17 protein-coding genes are annotated in these 18,312 nt (G+C 66.7%); 2 read left to right on the forward strand and 15 right to left on the reverse strand.

Annotated elements, in window-relative coordinates; all coding sequences use genetic code 11:
* Positions 1-7: 7 nt before the first annotated feature.
* From JWQ81_RS26020 to JWQ81_RS26070, 11 genes are all read right to left on the reverse strand, one after another.
* Positions 8-2,857, reverse strand: a complete 2,850-nt coding sequence (locus JWQ81_RS26020) for a glycoside hydrolase family 2 TIM barrel-domain containing protein (protein WP_297545461.1) — start codon at positions 2,855-2,857, stop codon at positions 8-10.
* 21 nt (positions 2,858-2,878) lie between these two features.
* The gene (locus JWQ81_RS26025; protein ID WP_297545463.1) at positions 2,879-3,679 is read right to left on the reverse strand and encodes a carbohydrate ABC transporter permease; all 801 of its coding nucleotides are present in this window, start codon (positions 3,677-3,679) and stop codon (positions 2,879-2,881) included.
* A gap of 23 nt (positions 3,680-3,702) precedes the next feature.
* On the reverse strand, positions 3,703-4,662 hold the full coding sequence (locus JWQ81_RS26030) for a carbohydrate ABC transporter permease (protein ID WP_297545465.1): 960 nt from the start codon (positions 4,660-4,662) through the stop codon (positions 3,703-3,705).
* Positions 4,659-5,948 (reverse strand): extracellular solute-binding protein, encoded by a 1,290-nt coding sequence (locus JWQ81_RS26035; RefSeq protein ID WP_297545466.1) that lies wholly within the window; start codon positions 5,946-5,948, stop codon positions 4,659-4,661. Before JWQ81_RS26035 ends, JWQ81_RS26030 begins: the two co-directional genes overlap by 4 nt.
* Positions 5,949-6,240: 292 nt before the next feature.
* Positions 6,241-7,239 carry a LacI family DNA-binding transcriptional regulator gene (locus JWQ81_RS26040; protein ID WP_297545468.1) on the reverse strand — a complete coding sequence of 333 codons (999 nt, stop codon included), beginning with the start codon at positions 7,237-7,239 and terminating at the stop codon, positions 6,241-6,243.
* A 51-nt stretch (positions 7,240-7,290) separates the two neighbouring features.
* Positions 7,291-8,775 (reverse strand): NAD(P)/FAD-dependent oxidoreductase, encoded by a 1,485-nt coding sequence (locus tag JWQ81_RS26045; protein ID WP_297545470.1) that lies wholly within the window; start codon positions 8,773-8,775, stop codon positions 7,291-7,293.
* Between the two features lie 189 nt (positions 8,776-8,964).
* A complete protein-coding gene (locus JWQ81_RS26050; RefSeq protein WP_297545472.1) occupies positions 8,965-9,741 on the reverse strand; it encodes an ABC transporter permease in 777 nt (258 codons plus the stop codon).
* On the reverse strand, positions 9,738-10,751 hold the full coding sequence (locus tag JWQ81_RS26055) for an ATP-binding cassette domain-containing protein (RefSeq protein ID WP_297545474.1): 1,014 nt from the start codon (positions 10,749-10,751) through the stop codon (positions 9,738-9,740). Before JWQ81_RS26055 ends, JWQ81_RS26050 begins: the two co-directional genes overlap by 4 nt.
* A 51-nt stretch (positions 10,752-10,802) precedes the next feature.
* Positions 10,803-11,474, reverse strand: a complete 672-nt coding sequence (locus JWQ81_RS26060) for a class I SAM-dependent methyltransferase (RefSeq protein WP_297545476.1) — start codon at positions 11,472-11,474, stop codon at positions 10,803-10,805.
* Positions 11,475-11,645: 171 nt separating this feature from the next.
* The gene (locus JWQ81_RS26065; protein ID WP_297545478.1) at positions 11,646-12,299 is read right to left on the reverse strand and encodes a PadR family transcriptional regulator; all 654 of its coding nucleotides are present in this window, start codon (positions 12,297-12,299) and stop codon (positions 11,646-11,648) included.
* Positions 12,300-12,437: 138 nt separating this feature from the next.
* Positions 12,438-13,547: a winged helix DNA-binding domain-containing protein gene (locus tag JWQ81_RS26070; protein ID WP_297545479.1), complete on the reverse strand. Its 1,110-nt coding sequence runs from the start codon at positions 13,545-13,547 to the stop codon at positions 12,438-12,440.
* Between the two features lie 49 nt (positions 13,548-13,596).
* Between JWQ81_RS26070 and JWQ81_RS26075 the strand changes: the two genes are divergently transcribed.
* Positions 13,597-14,664: an AraC family transcriptional regulator gene (locus tag JWQ81_RS26075; protein WP_297545481.1), complete on the forward strand. Its 1,068-nt coding sequence runs from the start codon at positions 13,597-13,599 to the stop codon at positions 14,662-14,664.
* Here the strand turns inward: JWQ81_RS26075 and JWQ81_RS26080 are convergent.
* Positions 14,609-15,256: a TetR/AcrR family transcriptional regulator gene (locus JWQ81_RS26080; protein WP_297545483.1), complete on the reverse strand. Its 648-nt coding sequence runs from the start codon at positions 15,254-15,256 to the stop codon at positions 14,609-14,611. The genes JWQ81_RS26075 and JWQ81_RS26080 overlap by 56 nt on opposite strands.
* A 209-nt stretch (positions 15,257-15,465) precedes the next feature.
* Here JWQ81_RS26080 and JWQ81_RS26085 point away from each other — a divergent pair, with 209 nt between their 5' ends.
* The gene (locus JWQ81_RS26085; protein WP_297545485.1) at positions 15,466-15,750 is read left to right on the forward strand and encodes a hypothetical protein; all 285 of its coding nucleotides are present in this window, start codon (positions 15,466-15,468) and stop codon (positions 15,748-15,750) included.
* Positions 15,751-15,882: 132 nt separating this feature from the next.
* Here JWQ81_RS26085 and JWQ81_RS26090 read toward each other — a convergent pair whose 3' ends face one another.
* Genes JWQ81_RS26090 through paaI form a run of 3 tightly spaced genes read right to left on the reverse strand, consistent with a single transcriptional unit; the run spans position 15,883 to position 18,136 of the window.
* Positions 15,883-16,479: a TetR/AcrR family transcriptional regulator gene (locus JWQ81_RS26090; RefSeq protein WP_297545487.1), complete on the reverse strand. Its 597-nt coding sequence runs from the start codon at positions 16,477-16,479 to the stop codon at positions 15,883-15,885.
* Positions 16,476-17,759, reverse strand: coding sequence for a phenylacetate--CoA ligase PaaK (gene paaK / locus JWQ81_RS26095; RefSeq protein WP_297545489.1), 1,284 nt, complete (start codon positions 17,757-17,759; stop codon positions 16,476-16,478). The genes JWQ81_RS26090 and paaK overlap by 4 nt, the downstream gene beginning before the upstream one ends.
* The gene (paaI, locus tag JWQ81_RS26100) at positions 17,756-18,136 is read right to left on the reverse strand and encodes a hydroxyphenylacetyl-CoA thioesterase PaaI (RefSeq protein ID WP_297545515.1); all 381 of its coding nucleotides are present in this window, start codon (positions 18,134-18,136) and stop codon (positions 17,756-17,758) included. The genes paaK and paaI overlap by 4 nt, the downstream gene beginning before the upstream one ends.
* Positions 18,137-18,312: the final 176 nt, after the last annotated feature.

An 18,312-nucleotide genomic window follows, 5' to 3' on the forward strand; every position in this document is an offset into this window, starting at 1 on the left:
TGGTCTCCTACGGGACCACCAACGCGAAGGTGACGGTCAGGCTCGCTTTTTGCGGGTGGAGGCGGTGTTGGGGGAGGACGCCGGGGCCGCAGGCGGCGGTGCCGAGGCCGTTCTGCGCGAGGTCCAGGTTGAGGTGGACCAGGTCGTCCGCGTGCAGGTCGGTGGTGTGGGCGGCGGCGTCGAGGGCTTCGGTGGTCCAGCGGCGTGCCGTCAGGTCGAAGGTGGGCGATCCCGAGATGCGTAAGCCGTCGCCGGTGTCCGCGATGAGGCGCGCCCAGCGGACGTCGGCTCGGTTGCCGTTCTCCTGTGGGAAGACGTACGGCGTTTGGAGGTCGTCGACGCGCTGGGCGAAGCGGCCGATCCTGGCGGCTTGCCTGCTATCGGCGTACGCCTCGCCGGGGCCCGCGCCGAACCACTCAACGTGGTCGAGCGTGCCGGGGACGGACATCCGCAGGCCGAGTCGCGGGAGCGTGCACGGCCATTCGCCGTCGGGCTCGATGTCCACTCGCAGGGTCAGCGTGGTGTCGTCGGACGTCCAGTGGTAGTCCGCGAGTATCCCGAAGTCGTGTGCGGGCGGCGCGACGCGGGTGCGGACGATGAGTCCGTCACCGACGACGTCCACATCGGACACACGGTGCTGAAGGCGGTGCAGGCCCGCTTTGCGCCAGGCCTGTTCGTCGGGCTCGTGCCCGCCGCGGTCGTTCTCGGTCGGCGCTCGCCAGAGGTCGAGGCTGGGACCGGTGACCGAGTACTGCCCCAGCGCGGTCAGCTTTCCCGTATACGGCTGGAATTCGCCGATGCCGAGGGTGAGCCTGTTGGAACGCCGTGAAACCAGGAAACCGGCCGAGGGAGCGGGAGGCTCTTTGGGTGGAGCCAGCTGCGACTGTCCCCATGCGACCACGTGACCCGCGTCCGCCCACGTCGTGTCGGCGCGTAGTTCCGCTCGGACGGTAAGCCAGGTTTCGCTTTCGGTCGCGGCCGTCTTCGGCAGCGAGACCTCGACGCTCTGTCCTGGTTGGACGTCCGGCACGTCCAGGATTCCACCGGTGACCGGAGTTCCTTCCTCTTCGAGCACCCAGGTGAAGATGAGATGCCTCAGCGATTGGAAGGTGTGGTGGTTTTCGATCCGGAACCCGTCGGCGATATCGGTGATACGGACCGGTTCCATGACCTTCGCGTATTCGATCAGCCCCGGCGACGGAGTCCGATCGGGAAAGACCAAACCGTCGATGATGAAGGTTCCGTCGTGGATGGACTCGCCGAAGTCGCCGCCGTAGGCGAAAAACTCCTGACCCTCCTCGTCGTGTCGGGTGATGCCGTGGTCGATCCACTCCCAGATGAACCCGCCCTGACACTGGGGATAGCGCTCGAAGAGTTCGCGGTATTCGAGGAGCCCGCCGGGGCCGTTTCCCATGGCGTGGCCGTATTCGCAGAGCAGGAAAGGCATCTCCCGGCGTCGGAGGTTGTCGTCGTCCTGACGGCCGATGCGGTCCACCTCGGCGTGGTCGGCATACATCCGGCTGTGGATGTCGACGTAAGCGCAGTCGAAGTCGCCTTCGTAGTGGATGGGCCGGGAGTCGTCGCGTTCACGGACCCAGTCCGCCATTCGTGCCAGGTTCTGACCGGTGTATGCCTCGTTGCCCAGCGACCACAGGATGACGCTGGGGCGGTTCTTGTCCCGTTCGACCGTGCGGCGGATCCGGTCCAGATAGGCGTCTGTCCACCGTGGATCGTCGCTGGGATTTCCTGCCCAGCCGAGTTCGCCGAAACCGTGGGTTTCGAGATCGCACTCGTCGACCACCCAGAGACCGTATTCGTCGCAGAGTTCGAGGAAGTACGGGTCCGGCGGGTAGTGGCTGGTACGGACGGCGTTGACGTTGTGCTGTTTCATCAGTTTCACGTCGGCGAGCGCGGTTTCGGCCGGGACGGCCCGACCGAACCGCGGATGGTGTTCGTGCCGGTTGACGCCCCGGAACAGGATCCGCTGCCCGTTCACTTTCAGCTGGCCGTGCTCGATCGCCACCGTGCGGAAACCGATCCGGACCCGAACCCGTTCGGCGTCGGTGAACAGTGTTCCGTGATAAAGGCGCGGTGTTTCCGCGCTCCACGGCTCGACGGCGTCGATGACGATCGGCCGATCGACCGGCTCGTTCTCGATACCCAATTCCGGCACGCTGAGCCGGGCGCCGGAAGTCGTCTCGACGCACATTGTGCCTTGGCCGCTGACGTGGTCGTAGTCAGCACGAATCCAGTAGTCCCCGATGCCACCGGAAGGGCGCGCGAGCAGCGTGACATTGCGGAAGATGCCCGACAGCCACCACATGTCCTGGTCTTCGAGGTAGCTGCCGGCAGACCACTGGTGTACGCGGACGGCCAGCAGGTTACCGCCGACACGCAGTAGCGGGCCGACGTCGAATTCCGACGGGAGCCGACTTCCCTTGGTCACGCCGAGTTCGTGGCCGTTCAGCCAGATCTTCGCGCAGGAGTCGATCCCGTCGAAACGCAGGACTGCCGGTTCGTCGAGCCATTCCGCGGTCAGTTCGAAGCGCAGCCGGTAGTCGCCGGTCGGGTTGTCCGACGGTACCTCGGGTGGCTTGACCGGAAACGGATAGACGACGTTGGTATAGGCCGGTTTGCCGTGTCCGTGTAGCTGCCAGTTGGCCGGAACCGGCAGTTCGGACCACGCCGAGTCGTCGAAGTCCTCGTCCTCGATGTGCTCCGGCGCGGCGGGAATGCTCGGAGAGAGCAGGAAGGACCAGGTCCCGTTGAGGCTGAGCGATCTCGCGTCCGAGGTGAAGGCGGCTCGAGGGGACACGCTGCCGTGGCCGGGGGAGAAGTCTTCGACGTACGACGACATGGGGCCCTTTCTACTGTGGACTCAACCCTTGAGTGCGCCGGCAGCGATGTTCTTGATGAAGTGCCGAGCGCCGAACAAGAACACGATGATCAGCGGGATGATCGCGACCAGCGTGCCGGCCATGACCACGCTGTAGTCGGAGACGTAGAGGCCGTTCAACTGCGAAAGCGCGACCTGGAGCGTGACGTGGTTGGAGTCGATCAGGACGACGAGCGGCCACAGGTAGTCGTTCCAGGAGTTGACGAACGTGAAGATACCCAGGAAGGCGAGCGCCGGACGCAACACCGGGAGCGCGATCGTCCAATAAGTACGGAAGAAGCCGGCACCGTCCATTCTGGCCGCTTCGAGCAGCTCGTCGGGCAGCGCGCTCTGGCAATACTGCCGCATCCAGAAGATGCCGAACGCGTTGGCGGCGGCCGGGATGATCAGTGCTTTCAATGAGCCGACCCAGCCGAAGCTCGCCATGATGGAGAACTGCGGAATGGACGCGAGTTGGGCCGGCACCACGAAGGTGGCCAGCAGGATCCCGAACAGGATCGAGCTGCCGGGAAAGCGGTACTTGGCGAAGGTGAAGGCGGCGAGCGAGTCGAAGAAGAGCACGAGCACGGTGACCGCGACGGCCACGATCAGCGTGTTCAGCAGTGAACCGAAGAAATCGATCTTGGCGAAGACCTGGGAGATATTGCTGAAGAAGTGCCCGCCGAAGGTGAGGCGCGGCGGGGTGGCGTAGATGTCGGCCGTGGTGTTGGACGCCATGACGACGATCCAGTAGTAGGGGAACAGCAGGATGAGTGCGCCGATGGTGAGTGCGCCGTAGGTCATGAGTCGTCCGCGCCGGTTCGAAATCATCGGGAGACCCCCTTCCCGATCGTCCGGTCCGGTCGTTGGATCAGGCGCCAGTTGATGATCGCGAAGATGACCACGACCAGGAAGATGCCCCAGGCGATCGCCGCGCCGTAGCCGAAGTTGTTGTTGTAGAACGCCTCGTTGTAGAAGTACAGGACCATGGTGAGGCCGCCCTCGGACGGCCCGCCGCGGTTGCCGACCAACACCTGGGACTCGGTGAAGATCTGCATTCCGTTGATCGCCGACATCAGTACCGAGAACAGCAGAACCGGTCGTAGCAAAGGAAGAGTGACCCGGAAGAAGGTCTGGACCGCGTTGGCGCCGTCCAGTTTGGCCGCTTCGTAGACGTCGGCCGGAATGGCCTGCAGCCCGGCCAGGAAGATGATCGAGTTGTAGCCGACCCACCGCCAGATGATCATGATCGAGACGGCGGCTTTGATGCCCCAGGGGTTCGTCAGCCAGGGCACCCCGTGGATGCCGACCAACCCCAGCAGCCAGTTGAAGATCCCGAACTGCTCGCTGAAGATAGAACCGAACACCAGCGAAGCCGCGACCACCGACGTGACGTTCGGCAGGAAGTACGCGATGCGGTAGACGCCTTTGAAGCGGATAGACGAGTTGAGCCCGACCGCGATCACCAGTGCCAGCGCGGTCATCGGGACCGTCGACAGCACCCAGATGATCAGCGTGTTGCCGATCGAGTTCCAGAACGTCGTGTCGGTGAAGAGGAACCCGAAGTTGGCCAGCCCGACGAAGTGCATCGGCCCGACGCCGTCCCAGCGTTGCAGCGAAAGGAACAGCGAGTACAGGATCGGGTAGAGACCGAAGATGGCGAACAGGATGAAGAAGGGCGAAATCGCCAGGTAATAAGGAAGATAACGCCATCGCCGGGAGCCGTGGGTCGGCGGTGCCGAACGCAGCGGGGCGCGCAGGGTGTCGAGCGGGGGTGCGACGGTCATGAGTTCACTCCCTGCAGGAGGAGCAGGCGGTGGACGGCCGTCCGTGCGTCTTGCCAGGCCTTTTCAGGGTCTTTGCCGGCGAGTTCGACGTTGCTGAGTTGGTCGGTGTAGGTGTCGCTGATCGCGATGTCGTACGGGCTGAAGTAGGCGGGTTTGACTTCGTTGGCCGACTTGCTGAACACGTTCATGGTCACCTGCCCGCCGAAGAACGGTTCCGGTGCGAGCAGCCGCGGATCGGTGAAGGCCGACGGGCTCGACGGGAACAGGCCTTCGTCGAGGTAGGTGCGCGGCTGGTTCTCGGGGGACTGGATCCAGCGGATGATGTCGAACGCGGCTTGCGGGTGCGGGCAGTATTTCGTGATCGCGAGGAACGAACCACCCTGGTTTCCCGCTCCGCCCGGACTTCGGCAGACCCGCCATTTCCCGGCGGTGCCCGGTGCCGATTTTTTCAGCTCGCCGGTGATCCACGACGCGTTGACGAAGCTCAGTTCCTTGCCGTTGTTCCAGGCGGCGTGCCGGTCGACTGAGTTGCCGGGGTCCTGGCCGCCCGCGTATCCGGCTGTCAAGCCGCGGTGGAAGGCGTCGACGGCGCGGTCCCAGGCCCGGCGGACCTGGGCGTGGTCGCCGACGAAGTTGTTCTGGCGGTCGAAGTACTTCACCGGCAGCTGGGCCATCGAATAGGTGAACACCGTTTTGGTGTCGGTGATCAGATGCCGTCCCGGCAGTACCTTCTGCAGTTTTTCGCCGAAGGTGAAATAGTCGTCCCAAGTGGACACCACGGCGGCGACGTCGTCGGGCTCGCTCGGGAAACCGGCCTGGGCGAACAGGTCGTGCCGGTAGTAGAGCGCGGCAGGCCCGATATCGATCGGGAAACCGACCATGAACCCGTCCGGCGCGGTGCCTGCCGCCCACTTCCACGGGAGGTACTCGTCTTTGACGCCGTCCGCGCCGAGTGTCCGCAGGTCGACGAACTGGTCCGAGTCAGGGAAGTAGGTCGCGATGTCGTCGCCCAGCATGGTGATGTCGGGCAGGTACGAACCGCCGGACATCGCCGCGAGCAGCCGGTGCTTGAGATCGCCGCTCACCTGGTTCGGGTTGAGCTGGTCGGCGGCGAAGCGTTTCACGGCGTCCGCGAGCACGCCGTCGGACAGCCCGTTCGAGGTGTACCACAGCGTCAGCTTGCCTGGGCTCGCCGTGGTCGGGCTGGAGCAGCCGGCGACGCCGAGGGCGGCGGTGCCGAGCGCGGCTGCGGCGGTGGTGAGGAAACTTCGTCGAGTCAGCGTCATTGCTGCAACCTCCGGGAGGCGCCCGTGAGCGTTCCCGTGAACGTTCACGAATCGGCCCAGAGTTTGACCGACGGCCCCCGCCCCTGTCAAGAACCCCCTGGTCCAGCACCCCTGATGGGCACTCTCGTCCCCAAGTGCCCTCAATGCGCACGCCCACTACCCGCGCCCCTCGCAACTCGCCGTCGAGTTGCGGTACCCAAGTACTTAGCGATCGCAACTCGATGGCGAGTTGCGATGCTTAGCGTGCGCAAGGAGGGCACAAAAGGACAAAAGTGCCTTGGTGCGGGTGGGGTCAGGCGGAGTCGCGCAGGAGGAGGGACGCGCGGACGACGAGGTCTTCGGGGTCCTGGGCGGTCGTGTCGCCGCGCGCGAGGAGGCGGGCGACCTGGTCGACCGCGAGGGTGCCGAGGCGGCGGGTGTCGATGCCGACGCTGGTCAGCGGTGGTTCCATGATCGCGCCGAGCTCCAGGCCGTCGAACCCGATGACGGCCAGGTCGGCCGGCACCCGCAGGCCCCGCTTCCGGGCTTGCCGCATGGCGCCGATCGCGATGATGTCGTTGAAGGTGAAGATCGCCGTCACGTCCGCGTGTGCGGCGAGAAGTTCGTCCAGCGCCTCGGCGCCGCCCTCGATCGACTGGCTCGCGCCGACAACCCACGACGTGTCCAGCTCAAGACCCTGCTCCGCGGCGGCGGCGAAGAACCAGTGCTGCCGGATGCTGGGCTCGGGCCGTCGGTTGTGGTCGAGCATGCCGATCCGCCGATGACCGGCCTTGACCAGGTGCGTGACCGCCTCGCGCACGCCATCCTCGCCGTCGATCCGGATTGAGCTGAACCGCGGGTTCTGGTGCTCGCGGCCGATGAACACCACCGGTACGCCAGGGACGTGGCTGTCGAGGTCGGACTCCGGCAGGCTGAAGTACCCGACGATCGCGTCCACCTGGGAACCGATCACCTTCAGCGTGCTCAGTTCCTGCTCGGCGTTGTCGGCCGTGTCGTAGATTACGACGTGCCATTCCCGCGCGCGGGCGGCGTCGAGAGCGCTCGACGCGACCTCGGTGAAGAACGGGTTCAGCAGGTCCGGAACGACCAGGCCGATCGTGGTGGTGTCCTGCCGGACCAGCCCTCGCGCGAACCGGCTCGGCCGGTAGTCCAGCTCGCGGGCGGCGTCGAGCACGCGTTGTTTCGTCGCGCCGTCGATCTCGGCCTTGTCGTTGAGCGCACGGGACACCGTCTGCCGCGACACCCCGGCCGTGCGGGCGACGTCGTGGATGGTCACCCGTTTGCGTTCCATGGTGGGGAGTCTAGAGCTCCAGCCGGAGTGCGCCTGGTGTGTCGTAGTCGCTCATCGCGCAGCTGCCTTGCTCGTCACGCTCCGGAAGTCGGCCAGATCGAGTTTCCTCGTCCGGCGGTTGTATTCCGAAACCAGGCCGGGCCAGTTCGTCGACACCCGACCGTCGGATTGGCGATACCAGCTCGCGCACATCGTCCACACGCTCTTGGTGAGTCGCTGCTGGACCTCTTCGTCATACTCTGCCTCGACCTCCGGTCGGACATCCACATAGGACACATCCGGTCGCGAAAGGTGCTCGACGGCTTGGCGGATGTAGCGAGCTTGCCGTTCGATCATGTAGACAATGGACCCGGCGCCGAGGTTGGTGTTGGGGCCGTACATGCAGAACAGGTTCGGGAAGCCGGGGACGGCCAAGCCGAGATACGCCCGCGCGCCTTTCGACCAGGCGTCGGACAACGCGCGCCCGTCGAGTCCGCGGACGTCGAGCCCGCCCAGGAAGTCGGTGGCGGCGAACCCGGTGCCGTAGATGATGACGTCGGCCGGGTGCTCGATGCCGTCCACCGTGCGGACCCCGGACGGCGTTATCTCGGCGATCTGTTCGGTTTCCACCGTGACGTTCGACTGGGCGACCGCGGGGTAGTAGTTGCTCGCGAACAGCACGCGCTTGCAGCCGATTTGATAGTCCGGTGTCAGCTTCGCGCGCAGCGCGGGATCGGGGACCTGCTTCGTGAGGTGCGACTTGGCAAGCCACTCGATGGACTTCGCGATGGGCTTGTTGCCGTGCAGGCCGAACGTCGAGACCTCGCCGGTTGCCCAGAACACCAGGCGCTCCAACGATTGTGATGCCGGCAGCGCCTGGAAGAGCCGGTGGTGCCACGGCGCGTACTGCCTGTCCGGCTTCGGGACGATGTACGGGGCACTGCGCTGGAACAGCGTCAGCTCCGCGGCCTGCGGCTGGATGTGCGGAACGAACTGGATCGCGCTCGCGCCGGTGCCGATGACGGCGACGCGCTTGCCGCGCAGGTCGTAGTCGTGGTCCCAGCGCGCGGAATGGAAGCTGTGGCCGGTGAAGGTTTCCCGGCTGGGGATGTCCGGCCAGACCGGGCGGGAGAGTTGGCCGAGCGCGGGCACGAACACCTTCGCCTCGTGGACGTCGCCGTTCTTCGTCTCGACGTGCCAGAGGCCGCGGGGTTGGTCGAAGACCGCGGACGCCACTTCGGAGTCGAACCGGATGTGCGGGGCGAGGTCGTACTTGGCGACCATGTGTTTGATGTACGCGTGGATCTCGGGCTGCAGTGAGTACCGCGCGGGCCACCGGGGGTTGGGCTCGAAGGAGAACGAGTAGTACGGCGACGGGATGTCGCACCCGGCGCCCGGGTACGTGTTCTCCCGCCAGACGCCGCCGACTTCGTGGGCCTTCTCGAGGATGGTGAAGTCCTCGAAGCCCGCGCGTTTGAGTTCGAGGGCGAGTCCGATCCCGCCGAACCCGCTCCCGGTGATGAGGACGGACGGCTGCCGAGACGGCGCAGTATTCATCCGCCGAAACTACTGTCACCCCGCCCCCCGCGCCACCCCCTACGCGGCCGCCGAATCGAGATTTCCGGCCAAGGGTGCGGCGGGGCGCGGGGATCCCTCAAGGTCATCCTGATGGCGACCCTCACAGCGCATCCAACGCACTGCGAGGGTCGCCATGTCGTGGCCTTGAGGGATCCTTGGACTGGATGGTCAGATGGACTTCTGGTAGCGGCGGAAGGTGCGGGTGGACAGCCACACCATCAGCACGGCGAGGCCCAGCAGCCACCCGCCGTGCCCGAGAATGACGCCCCAGTCCGGAGATGCGGCCAGCGCGGACCTCGACGTGTCCATCGCCCAGTTGAGCGGGTTGTACGACGCCACGGTCTGGATCCACGGCGGCATCAGCGTTTTGGCCATGAACGCCGAGGACAGGAACGTCAGCGGCAGCAGCAGAAACACGCTCAGTCCGATGATCGTCTCCCGCTGGCGGATGAGCAGGCCAGCGGTGTTCGACAGCGCGCTGAACACCGCGCCCAGCAGCACCGAAGCCACCACCAGGATCACGACTCCGGCGAAGCCGCCCGGATAGGCGGCCCCGGCGAGCCAGCCGAGGACGATGATGATGATCGACTGGACCGTCGTACTCAGTGCCTGCTCGATGACGCCCGAGTTGAGGATCGCGGCACGGCTGACCGGCGAGACGAGGAAGCGGTTGAGCGTGCCGCGCTCGATCTCCTCGATGATCGCCATACCGGACCACATGCTCGACGACACCGCGCTCATCACGACGACGCCGGGCACCAGGTAGTCCAAATAGGACGTCGCGCCGAACCCCGGCAGTTCGGCGACCTTCCGGAACAGGCTGCCGAACAGGAACAGCCAGATCACCGGCTGAACCAAGGCCATCACGAGCGCGGCGGGCTGGCGTACCAGCGCTTTGAGTCGCCGGTGGGTCATCCAGCCGTTTTGGGCGAGGAACGCGGTCATCGTGCACCTCCAGCGGTGACAAGGGCGGTGGCTTCGGTGTCTTGGGTGGCTTCGGCGAACCGGCGTCCGGCGTAGCGCAGGTAGACGTCGTCCAGTGACGGGCGGGCGACCGTCACTGCGGCGACACCCAGCCCGGCTTGGTCGAGCGCGGCGAGCACGAGCGGGACCGCGGCGGCGCCGTCGTCGGCGCGGGCGCTGAGCCGGTGCCCGTCGAACGTTACCTCCCGCACCCCGGGAAGGCAGCCGAGTACCGCTCGCGCCCGCTGTTCGTCGGGCAGGTCACGCAGTTCGAGGTGGACGGCGTCGCCGCGTAGTTCGGCCTTGAGCGTGTCCGGTGTGCCTTCCGCGACAATCCGCCCTTTGTCCACAATGGCCAGTCGATCGGCGAGCCGGTCGGCCTCGTCCAGATAGTGCGTGGTGAGCAGGATGGCGAGCGCTTCGTCGCCGGCGAGGCGGGCGATCTCGGTCCACATCGCCGCCCGCGCCTCCGGGTCGAGCCCGGTGGTCGGTTCGTCGAGGAACAGCACCCGCGGCCGGTGGACGAGGCCGAGTGCGACGTCGAGCCGGCGTTGCATGCCACCCGAGTACGTGCGGACCGGGCGGTCCGCCGCGTCGACGAGATCGAAGCGGTCGAACAGTTCCTTGACGCGCTCGCGCAGGTCTGCGCCACGCATACCGTAGATTCGCCCCTGCAGCACCAGATTGTCGCGGCCGGTGGCCGACGGGTCCGCGCCGGAGCGCTGCGACACGACGCCGATCACCCGCCGCACGCGGTCCGGCCGGCGCAGGACGTCGTGCCCGGCAACGGTCGCGGCGCCGGAATCGGGACAAGCCAGGGTGGTCAGGATCTTGACGGTGGTGGACTTGCCGGCGCCGTTCGGGCCGAGTAGTCCGAACACCTCGCCCGGTCTGACCGTGAGCGAGAGTCCGTCGAGCGCTCTGACGTCGCCCGGGTAGGTCTTCACCAGCCCCTGTGCCTCGACGGCATCGGGAATTTCCTTGTCACGCATGGTTTCTCCAGGTTTTGGGGTGTACGCGGATCTTTGAACGGGATCGGACGGTCAGGCTTTGCGCAGCCGGACTTCGAGGCCGATGCCTTCGGCGGAGACGGTGCAGGCGCCGAAGGTGCTCTGCGCGGCCAAGTCCTTGAACCGGGCGGGCGAGAACGCGCGGCGGCGGAGCCCGAGCAGGGCCACCTTGGTCATGAAAGCGTTGACCCGGTTGACGTTCATCGTCAGCACTTCGTGGTCGATCGCGGAGTTGGTCGCCTCGCCGCTCATGTCCTGGATCACGGCCGTGCCGCCGTTGCGCAGGACGCGGTGTATCTCGTTGATGGCGCGCACCGGTTCGACGAAGTTCTTGAACGCCGCCTGGCACACGATCAGGTCGAACGACCCGGCCTCGAACGGCAGGTTCGTCGCGTCGCCGCGGCGGAAGTCGACGGTGACGCCGGACCGTTTGGCGTATTCGGTCGCGATGTCGACCATCGTCCGGCTGATGTCCAGCCCGGTCACGGTGAACCGGCCGAGCTTCGCCAGTTCGACGGCGTGATAACCGGGGCCGGGCGCGATCTCGAGGATGTCGGTGCCGTCGGGCAGGTCTGCGGTGAGCTGCGCCGCCTGGACCCGGTTGGCCTCGAGCTGGGGCTCGGTGCCCCGCAGCCGGGCGTACCAGCGTGCCTGGGGGCCTTCCATCTCGGGCAGCAACTTGAAGCGCTTCTGGGTGTCGTTCATTACTTCCTCCGGTTTCGGAATCACTGTCTTCCGAACCGGCCTGCGACAAGATCCAGCTACACTCGCTTTGCCATCTCGTGGCTGGGTCCGTTCGCGGGCTTCGGTTCGAGGTTGAAAGGTCCCGGTGGCGGTGTTCCCGCACCCCCGCCGGGGCCGTTTACTCGGTGGGTCTCATTCGGTGCTGCTCGTCGTGCCCCTCTCCGCCATCTCGACCAGTTCGGCCGGGATTTCCCCCGTCTGGTGCCACGTCCGCCACTGCTCGACACCCGGCATCGCGCCGGACTTGAGCTCGTCGAGCACCGAGCGCGTCCAGGCCGCTTCCGCTTCACGGACGGCCAGGTCGTACTCGGTCTCGATCAGCAGCAGCCTGGGAAGTTCCTGGCTGAATCGCGTTATCTCCGCGCGGGCCGCGGCCAGTTGCGGCTCCAACGCGGTCAGCCGGGTTTGCAGCAGTTGCATCGCGTCGTCCGGATCGAGGACCAACAGGTTGGACAAGCCGGCCTTGAACCTCGGATACTCCGGCTCGGGCACACCGACCAGTTCGCGAACCCAGTCCTTGACCTCGGCGTGTCCCGCTTCGGTGAGGCGGTAGACCGTCCGTTCCGGCCGTCCTCCTTGCCTCACGGTCTCGGCGGCCTCGACGAAGCCGTGCTTCTCAAGGTTCTGCACGACCGTGTACAGCGAACCCCATTTCACCTTGAGGTCCTGGTCCTTGCCGCGCTCCCGCATGACGGACGCGATCTCGTAGGGATGCATCGGTTTCCCGATGAGGGTCGACAGCACGGCCAGTGCCAGCAGATTGCCCACCTTGCGTCGCTTGGCCACCGCTGCTCCCTCGTCGCCGATTACTCGCCTACGAGCATACGGCCGCGAGTGCCGACACGGCAATAGGGGTTTTTCCCTGAGGTAGGGACTGGTGAGTGTTCCGGCCGGTTCTAACCAGGTTCTAACCGGCCCGAACACTCACCAGTCCTGCCAGCGGACGTCGTGAACGGCGTCGGGCTCGGCGAAGGCCAGCAAACGCGCCGCTGAGCTCTCCAGTCCGGCGATATCGCGTTTCGGGATCCGGTCGAACGCAGTGAGCGTCGCGGTCGCGGTGTCGCGTTTGCGCTGGATCTCCCAAAACCCGTTGACGAACCCGTCGACCAGCAGAGCGCCCTTGACCAGGCCGTTCTGCGTGATGACACGTTTGCGGTGCGCGTCGCTGATCACCCGCGTGCGGTCGGCGTAGGACAGGATCATCTGGTCGAACGGGCCGAGCAAACGCGGCGGCGCCGGGGACGACGGATCGGGCCGAGGCGCTTCGGGCAGGTCGAACAGCTCTCGGCCGTCTTCGCTGACGAACGTCCGCAGGCGCGGGCGAAGCCGCTCGAACACCGCGCTGAGCTTGGTGATGCCTGCCCACGTCTGGGCGTCCTTCACCGACGCCGGGCCGAAAGCCGCGAGATACCGCTCGACCAGGAGGTCCAGCGAGGGTTCGGCGTCCAGCGGGCGGCCGAGCCAGTCGTCAGTGGTGGCGTACGCCGGTTGCCCGGCCTTGCCCCAGATGCCCCGCGGCGGGACTTGGACCAGGGGGAGCAGCCCGCGGGCCGCGTGGGTCAGTGACGACGGGTCGCGGTCCGGCCAGCGCTCGGCCAATGCCGCGCCCAGCTCCTTGGTGGTGTGGGTGCGCGTGCCGAGTAGCTCGCGCGCGGTGGTGGACACCGCGTCGAAGTCGAGTCCGGCCAGCCCTGCCGCGTACTGCGTGTTGGCGAGTAGGTCTCGGTCGTAGATCACCTGCACGAGCGGCCGCCACGCCAGCGCGTCGGCGGCGGTGACCAGGTGGACCGTCCCGCGCATCAGGGCGATCCGGACGACTTCGCGGCTTTCGATCAGCTGCGAAAGCTGTTCCGGGCGGAAGCCGTGAAGCCGGGACCACAGCCCGAAATACGGCGCGAAGGGTGCTTGCGCCTGGAGCCCGCCGAGCTGCTCGATCGCTTCCGCGGCAGCCAGTTTCGCGCGGCGCAGCAGCAGCTGTCGGGCCAGCGTGGCCCGGTTCAGCGCGCGGAGACTCAGCGTCTCGATGGGAGGCATGGAAGACCTTATCGTGCTCATCGGGAGGGCGTGATCCATAATTCCGGCCATGGCAGAGCTCGCCGCGCCCGCGGTCGGAGATTGGGACTTCCCGCGGAGCACCGCGAGCATCCTGCTGATGACCCGGTTCGCCGAGGACCGTGGCGCGTCGGTCGGCGAGCTGCTGCGTGGCACCTCGCTCGACCCGGACCAGCTGCTCGACCCGGCGTTGCAGGTCGACGCGCGGCAGGAGCTGGCCGTTGTCCGGAACGTGGTCCGCGAGCTGGGCGGAAGCGACGACACGGCCCTCTCGCTCGGCCGGAAGTATCACGTGACGACGTTCGGTATCTTCGGCTTCGCCTGCATCAGCAGTCCCACGTTCCGGGACGCGATAGCGTTCTCGCTGCGCTATCTGGACCTGACCTTCACCTTTTGCATTCCGCACGCGAGCGTCGAAGACGGCTACCTGGCGCTGATCATGAACGACGAGCGCGTCCCCGACGATGTCGCGCGGTTCCTGCTGCTGCGGGACTTGACCGCGATCTACACGGTGGCAAGGGAGCTGCTTCCCGAGGTTTCCCTGCGCGCATTGGACTTTCGACACGATGAACCGGACACTGTGGACTCCTATGTGGACGCTTTCGGGGTGGTTCCGGCCTTCTCGGCGAGCCGGAACGTGGCCGTGCTCGACGTCGCACTGCTCGACGAACCGCTGCCGCAGGCCAACGAACACACCGTCGCGATCTGCGAGGACCAGTGCCGTCGGCTGGTCGCGCGTCGCCGTGAGCGGTTCGGTGTCGCGCAGGACGTCCGCGAGCGGCTCATCCGCGTCGGCGGCGCGGGGAGCGGGATGGACGCCGGGATGGACTCCGTGGCACGCGGGTTGAACCTGAGTCCGCGCACGCTCCGGCGCCGGCTCACCGAAGCAGGCACCAGCTATCGGGCGCTCGTCGACGAGGTTCGCCAGGCGCTGGCCGAGGAGCTGCTGGCCACCGGCGCGCTGTCGGTCGAGGACGTCGCGTTCCGGCTCGGCTATGCGGAAGCGTCGAGTTTCATCGCCGCGTTCAAGCGCTGGAAGGGCGTCACTCCGGCCGCGTACGCTCGCCGCTCCTCGCCGCGAGTACGGCAGGGTAGCTGACCTTCAGCAGGTGCAGCAGCGAGTCTTCCATGAAGGCACGCAGTGTTGCGCGGTCGAGGGTGCCGCGCATCAGCCATTCCCGTGACGCGGCGCGCAGCATGCTTCCGTAGGATCGGATCATCGCGCGCAACTCTTCGCGGGCTTCGGTGACGTCGCTCATGAGCGCGGCTTCGAGGACGTGGTCGGCGGCGATTTCGTCGGCTTCGAGGAAGATCCGCTCGACGTCCGGGTCGCGGCCGATCGCCTCGGGCCCGATCGCGGTGAGCCATGTCTGCTTGTTGCGCTCGACGACGTCGAGCCAGCGGTCGATGCTCAGGGCGAGGCGGTTTTCCATGGTCGTCTTCGGCAGGCGCTCGGTGACCGGCGTGGGCACCACCATCATCTGCCGCACGACCTCGAGATACAGCTCGCGTTTGCCGCCGAAGTAGTGGTTGATCAGCGGCCGCGCCACCCCGGCGGCCTTGGCGATGTCGGAGGTTGACACCGAGGCGTAGTTGCCGGAGTCGAACAGCCGCCGGGCGGCGGCAAGGATCTCCGCGCGCCTCTCCTCCGGCTCGAGTCTGCGCCGACGGGCCATCGGCTGTGTAGTCATGGCTCCAGCGTCGTGAAAGACGGACATCCTGTCAACAAGGCTGTTGACAGGATGTCAGCGTTTCATCTACCTGGGGGAGTGTCACTTTCGACCGGTCCGAAACCGCAATTCACGCGGTGTTACCGAACCGGTACGACTCGTCGGTAACTAAGGCGCCCGCCCGGGCGACGACACGGCATGGGGGAACGGCGCGCTGTTGGGTGGTTGGCATGAACGGCTCGAATGGCGGTGACGCCGGGCGCGACGGCCGGTGGGTCGCCGTCACGCTCCAGAACCGGCAGGTGTGCCTCGATCCGGCCGACGAGTCCGGGGTCAAGCTGTCGTACGCCGGGATCCTGATCGTCCATTACGAGTGCGGCACGAAGGTGTCGGAGACCTGGCTGCCGCTGGGCGGGGACCCGTCCGAGGAGGACGACGAGCAGCTTATCCGGCAGCTGCGTGAAGCGCTGCTCTGGCAGGCCGGAAAGCGCCCCGACGCCGACGCCCCCGGCTGATTCCCCCGGGCACCGGCTTCCCACTTTTGCGCTTTTGTGGGGTCTCTTAGTTTCTAAGAGATCGCAACTCGACGGCGACTCGCGATCGTTGCGGGCGCGGGCGCGGGCGCGGGTCAGGGGGTGGGGTGGGGGTCAGGGGGTGAGGCGGAGGCCGTCGAAGGCGATTTTGTACACGGCGTCGGCGATCTCCGCGGCGCTGGAGCCGCTGCGCGGGCGGTACCACTCGGTCAGTGAGTTGACCATGCCGAACAGCAGCCGCGCGGTCACCGCCGGATCGATGTCCGGCCGCAGGTCACCCTCGGCCTCGGCCTGCTTCACCAGCTCCGTGACGATCGTGTCGAACTCCCGCCGACGGCTCAGCGCGGCGCGCTCGACCTTGGTGTTCCCGCGGACGCGTAGCAGCAGCGTGACGAACGGCAGCTGCTCGACGAGCACGGCGATACTGCCGCGCACCAGGTGTTCCAGCCTGTCGACAGCGCGTCCCTCGGTGGCCTCGGCCTCGCGCGCGACGCCGAACAGCCCGCCGAGCGCGCGGTCGACGGCGAGGCGCAGCAGTTCCTGTTTACTCGGCACGTGGTGGTAGATCGCCGACTTCGTGATGCCGAGCTTGCGGGAGAGATCCTCCATGCTGGTGCCGTCGTAGCCGCGTTCGTTGAACAGCTTGACCGCGACCAGCAGCAGCGTCTCCAGGTCGTAACCGGGACGGCCACGCTTGGCCGGGGCTGTCACGAGGGTTCACGCTGATCGAGCACGCGGCGCATCTTACCGAGCGAGCGTTCGAGGGTCTCCGGGTCGGACACCTTGACCTCGACGGTCACCCCGACGCCGTCCTTGACCCCGGCGACCAGCTCCGCGGCAGCGCTTACCCGGCGCTCCGCGGTGGTGTCGGCGCGGGCCTCGACGTGCACGGTGAGGTGGTCCATCCGGCCCCGCGTCGACCGGATGAGCTGGAAATGCGGCGCGAGCCCGGCGGTGCGCAGCACGATCTCCTCGATCTGCGTCGGGAAGACGTTGACCCCGCGCAGGATGATCATGTCGTCGGTGCGGCCGGTCACCTTCTCCATGCGCCGGAACGCCGGCCGCGCGGTGCCGGGCAGCAGCTTGGTGAGGTCCCGCGTGCGGTACCGGATGATCGGCAGCGCCTGCTTCGTCAGCGACGTGAACAGCAGCTCACCGCTCTCGCCGGATGGCAGCACACTCTCGGTGAACGGGTCGATGACCTCGGGGAAGAAGTGGTCCTCCCAGATGTGCAGGCCATCCTTGGTTTCCACGCATTCCTGTGCGACGCCCGGCCCCATCACCTCGGACAGGCCGTAGATGTCGACGGCGTCGATGGCGAGCCGCTGCTCGATCTCGGTCCGCATCTGCTCGGTCCACGGCTCGGCGCCGAAGATGCCGATCTTGAGCGAGCTCGCGGCCGGGTCGACGCCCTGGCGCTCGAACTCGTCGAGTAGCGTCAGCATGTACGACGGGGTCACCATGATGACTTCGGGCTTGAAGTCGGTGATGATCTGCACCTGCCGCGCGGTCATCCCGCCGGACGCGGGAATGACCGTGCAGCCCAGTTTTTCCGCGCCGTAGTGCGCGCCGAGCCCGCCGGTGAACAGGCCGTAGCCGTACGCGACGTGCACCTTGTGCCCAGGACGTCCGCCTGCGGCGTGGATCGACCGGCCCATCACCGTCGCCCAGGTGTCGATGTCCTGCGCGGTGTAGCCGACGACGGTCGGCTTTCCGGTGGTGCCGCTGGAGGCGTGGATGCGGCTGACCTGGTCCTGCGGCACGGCGAACATGCCGAACGGATAGTTGTCGCGCAGGTCCTGTTTGGTGGTGAAGGGGAACTTCGCTAGGTCTTCGAGTGACTTGCAGTCATCGGGATGGACGCCGGCCGCGTCGAACTTCCTGGTGTAGAACGGCACGTTGGCGTACGCGTGCCGGAGTGTCCACTGCAGACGTTCCAATTGGACGGTGTGCAGCCCGTCGGCGGTCAGGTTCGCGCCCTCGTCGATCACTGGCTTTGCCTTTCTGCGATGACGCGGCTGCGGCCGCGGAACTCGGCGAGCACGGTGTCCCCTCGCCGCACAGTGACGTCGTAGATGCCGTTGCGGCCGTAGCGGGTGCGTTCTTCGGCGGTCGCGACAAGCTCGTCGCCGAGCTTTCCAGCGGCGACGAACGAGATCTCCGCCCCGGAAGCGACGGTCACCGGGCCGCGGCTGTTGCACGCGCAGGCGAACGCGGTGTCGGCGAGGAGGAAGACATAACCGCCGTGGGCGATCGCGTGGCCGTTGACCATGGACTCGGTGACGCGCATCCGCGCCACCGCGCGTCCGTCACCGGCTTCGAGCAGCTCGATGCCGAGCGCGCGCGACGCCTCGTCCACGGCGAACATCTCGTGAGCGGCGTTGGTCACCGGTTACCCGCCTTGTCTGAACCCAGCTGTTTGACTGACCGAATGGACGGTAATTAATCCTGGGCCAAGTAAAGGCACCCACCTGCCCGGATGTCAACCACTGCTGGTCGCCCTTTACGGATCGGGTGGCCAGCGGCTACAGTGGAATTACTGAA

The sequence above is a fragment of the Amycolatopsis sp. genome (assembly GCF_025464955.1).
Lineage (GTDB): Bacteria > Actinomycetota > Actinomycetes > Mycobacteriales > Pseudonocardiaceae > Amycolatopsis.

Bases quoted from the DNA above. Each gene is read 5' to 3' on its own strand.
- JWQ81_RS26020 (WP_297545461.1), bottom strand. From the start codon at position 2,857: ATGTCGTCGTACGTCGAAGACTTCTCCCCCGGCCACGGCAGCGTGTCC.
- JWQ81_RS26025 (WP_297545463.1), bottom strand. From the start codon at position 3,679: ATGACCTACGGCGCACTCACCATCGGCGCACTCATCCTGCTGTTCCCC.
- JWQ81_RS26030 (WP_297545465.1), bottom strand. From the start codon at position 4,662: ATGACCGTCGCACCCCCGCTCGACACCCTGCGCGCCCCGCTGCGTTCG.
- JWQ81_RS26035 (WP_297545466.1), bottom strand. From the start codon at position 5,948: ATGACGCTGACTCGACGAAGTTTCCTCACCACCGCCGCAGCCGCGCTC.
- JWQ81_RS26040 (WP_297545468.1), bottom strand. From the start codon at position 7,239: ATGGAACGCAAACGGGTGACCATCCACGACGTCGCCCGCACGGCCGGG.
- JWQ81_RS26045 (WP_297545470.1), bottom strand. From the start codon at position 8,775: ATGAATACTGCGCCGTCTCGGCAGCCGTCCGTCCTCATCACCGGGAGC.
- JWQ81_RS26050 (WP_297545472.1), bottom strand. From the start codon at position 9,741: ATGACCGCGTTCCTCGCCCAAAACGGCTGGATGACCCACCGGCGACTC.
- JWQ81_RS26055 (WP_297545474.1), bottom strand. From the start codon at position 10,751: ATGCGTGACAAGGAAATTCCCGATGCCGTCGAGGCACAGGGGCTGGTG.
- JWQ81_RS26060 (WP_297545476.1), bottom strand. From the start codon at position 11,474: ATGAACGACACCCAGAAGCGCTTCAAGTTGCTGCCCGAGATGGAAGGC.
- JWQ81_RS26070 (WP_297545479.1), bottom strand. From the start codon at position 13,547: ATGCCTCCCATCGAGACGCTGAGTCTCCGCGCGCTGAACCGGGCCACG.
- JWQ81_RS26075 (WP_297545481.1), top strand. From the start codon at position 13,597: ATGGCAGAGCTCGCCGCGCCCGCGGTCGGAGATTGGGACTTCCCGCGG.
- JWQ81_RS26080 (WP_297545483.1), bottom strand. From the start codon at position 15,256: ATGACTACACAGCCGATGGCCCGTCGGCGCAGACTCGAGCCGGAGGAG.
- JWQ81_RS26085 (WP_297545485.1), top strand. From the start codon at position 15,466: ATGAACGGCTCGAATGGCGGTGACGCCGGGCGCGACGGCCGGTGGGTC.
- paaI (WP_297545515.1), bottom strand. From the start codon at position 18,136: ATGTTCGCCGTGGACGAGGCGTCGCGCGCGCTCGGCATCGAGCTGCTC.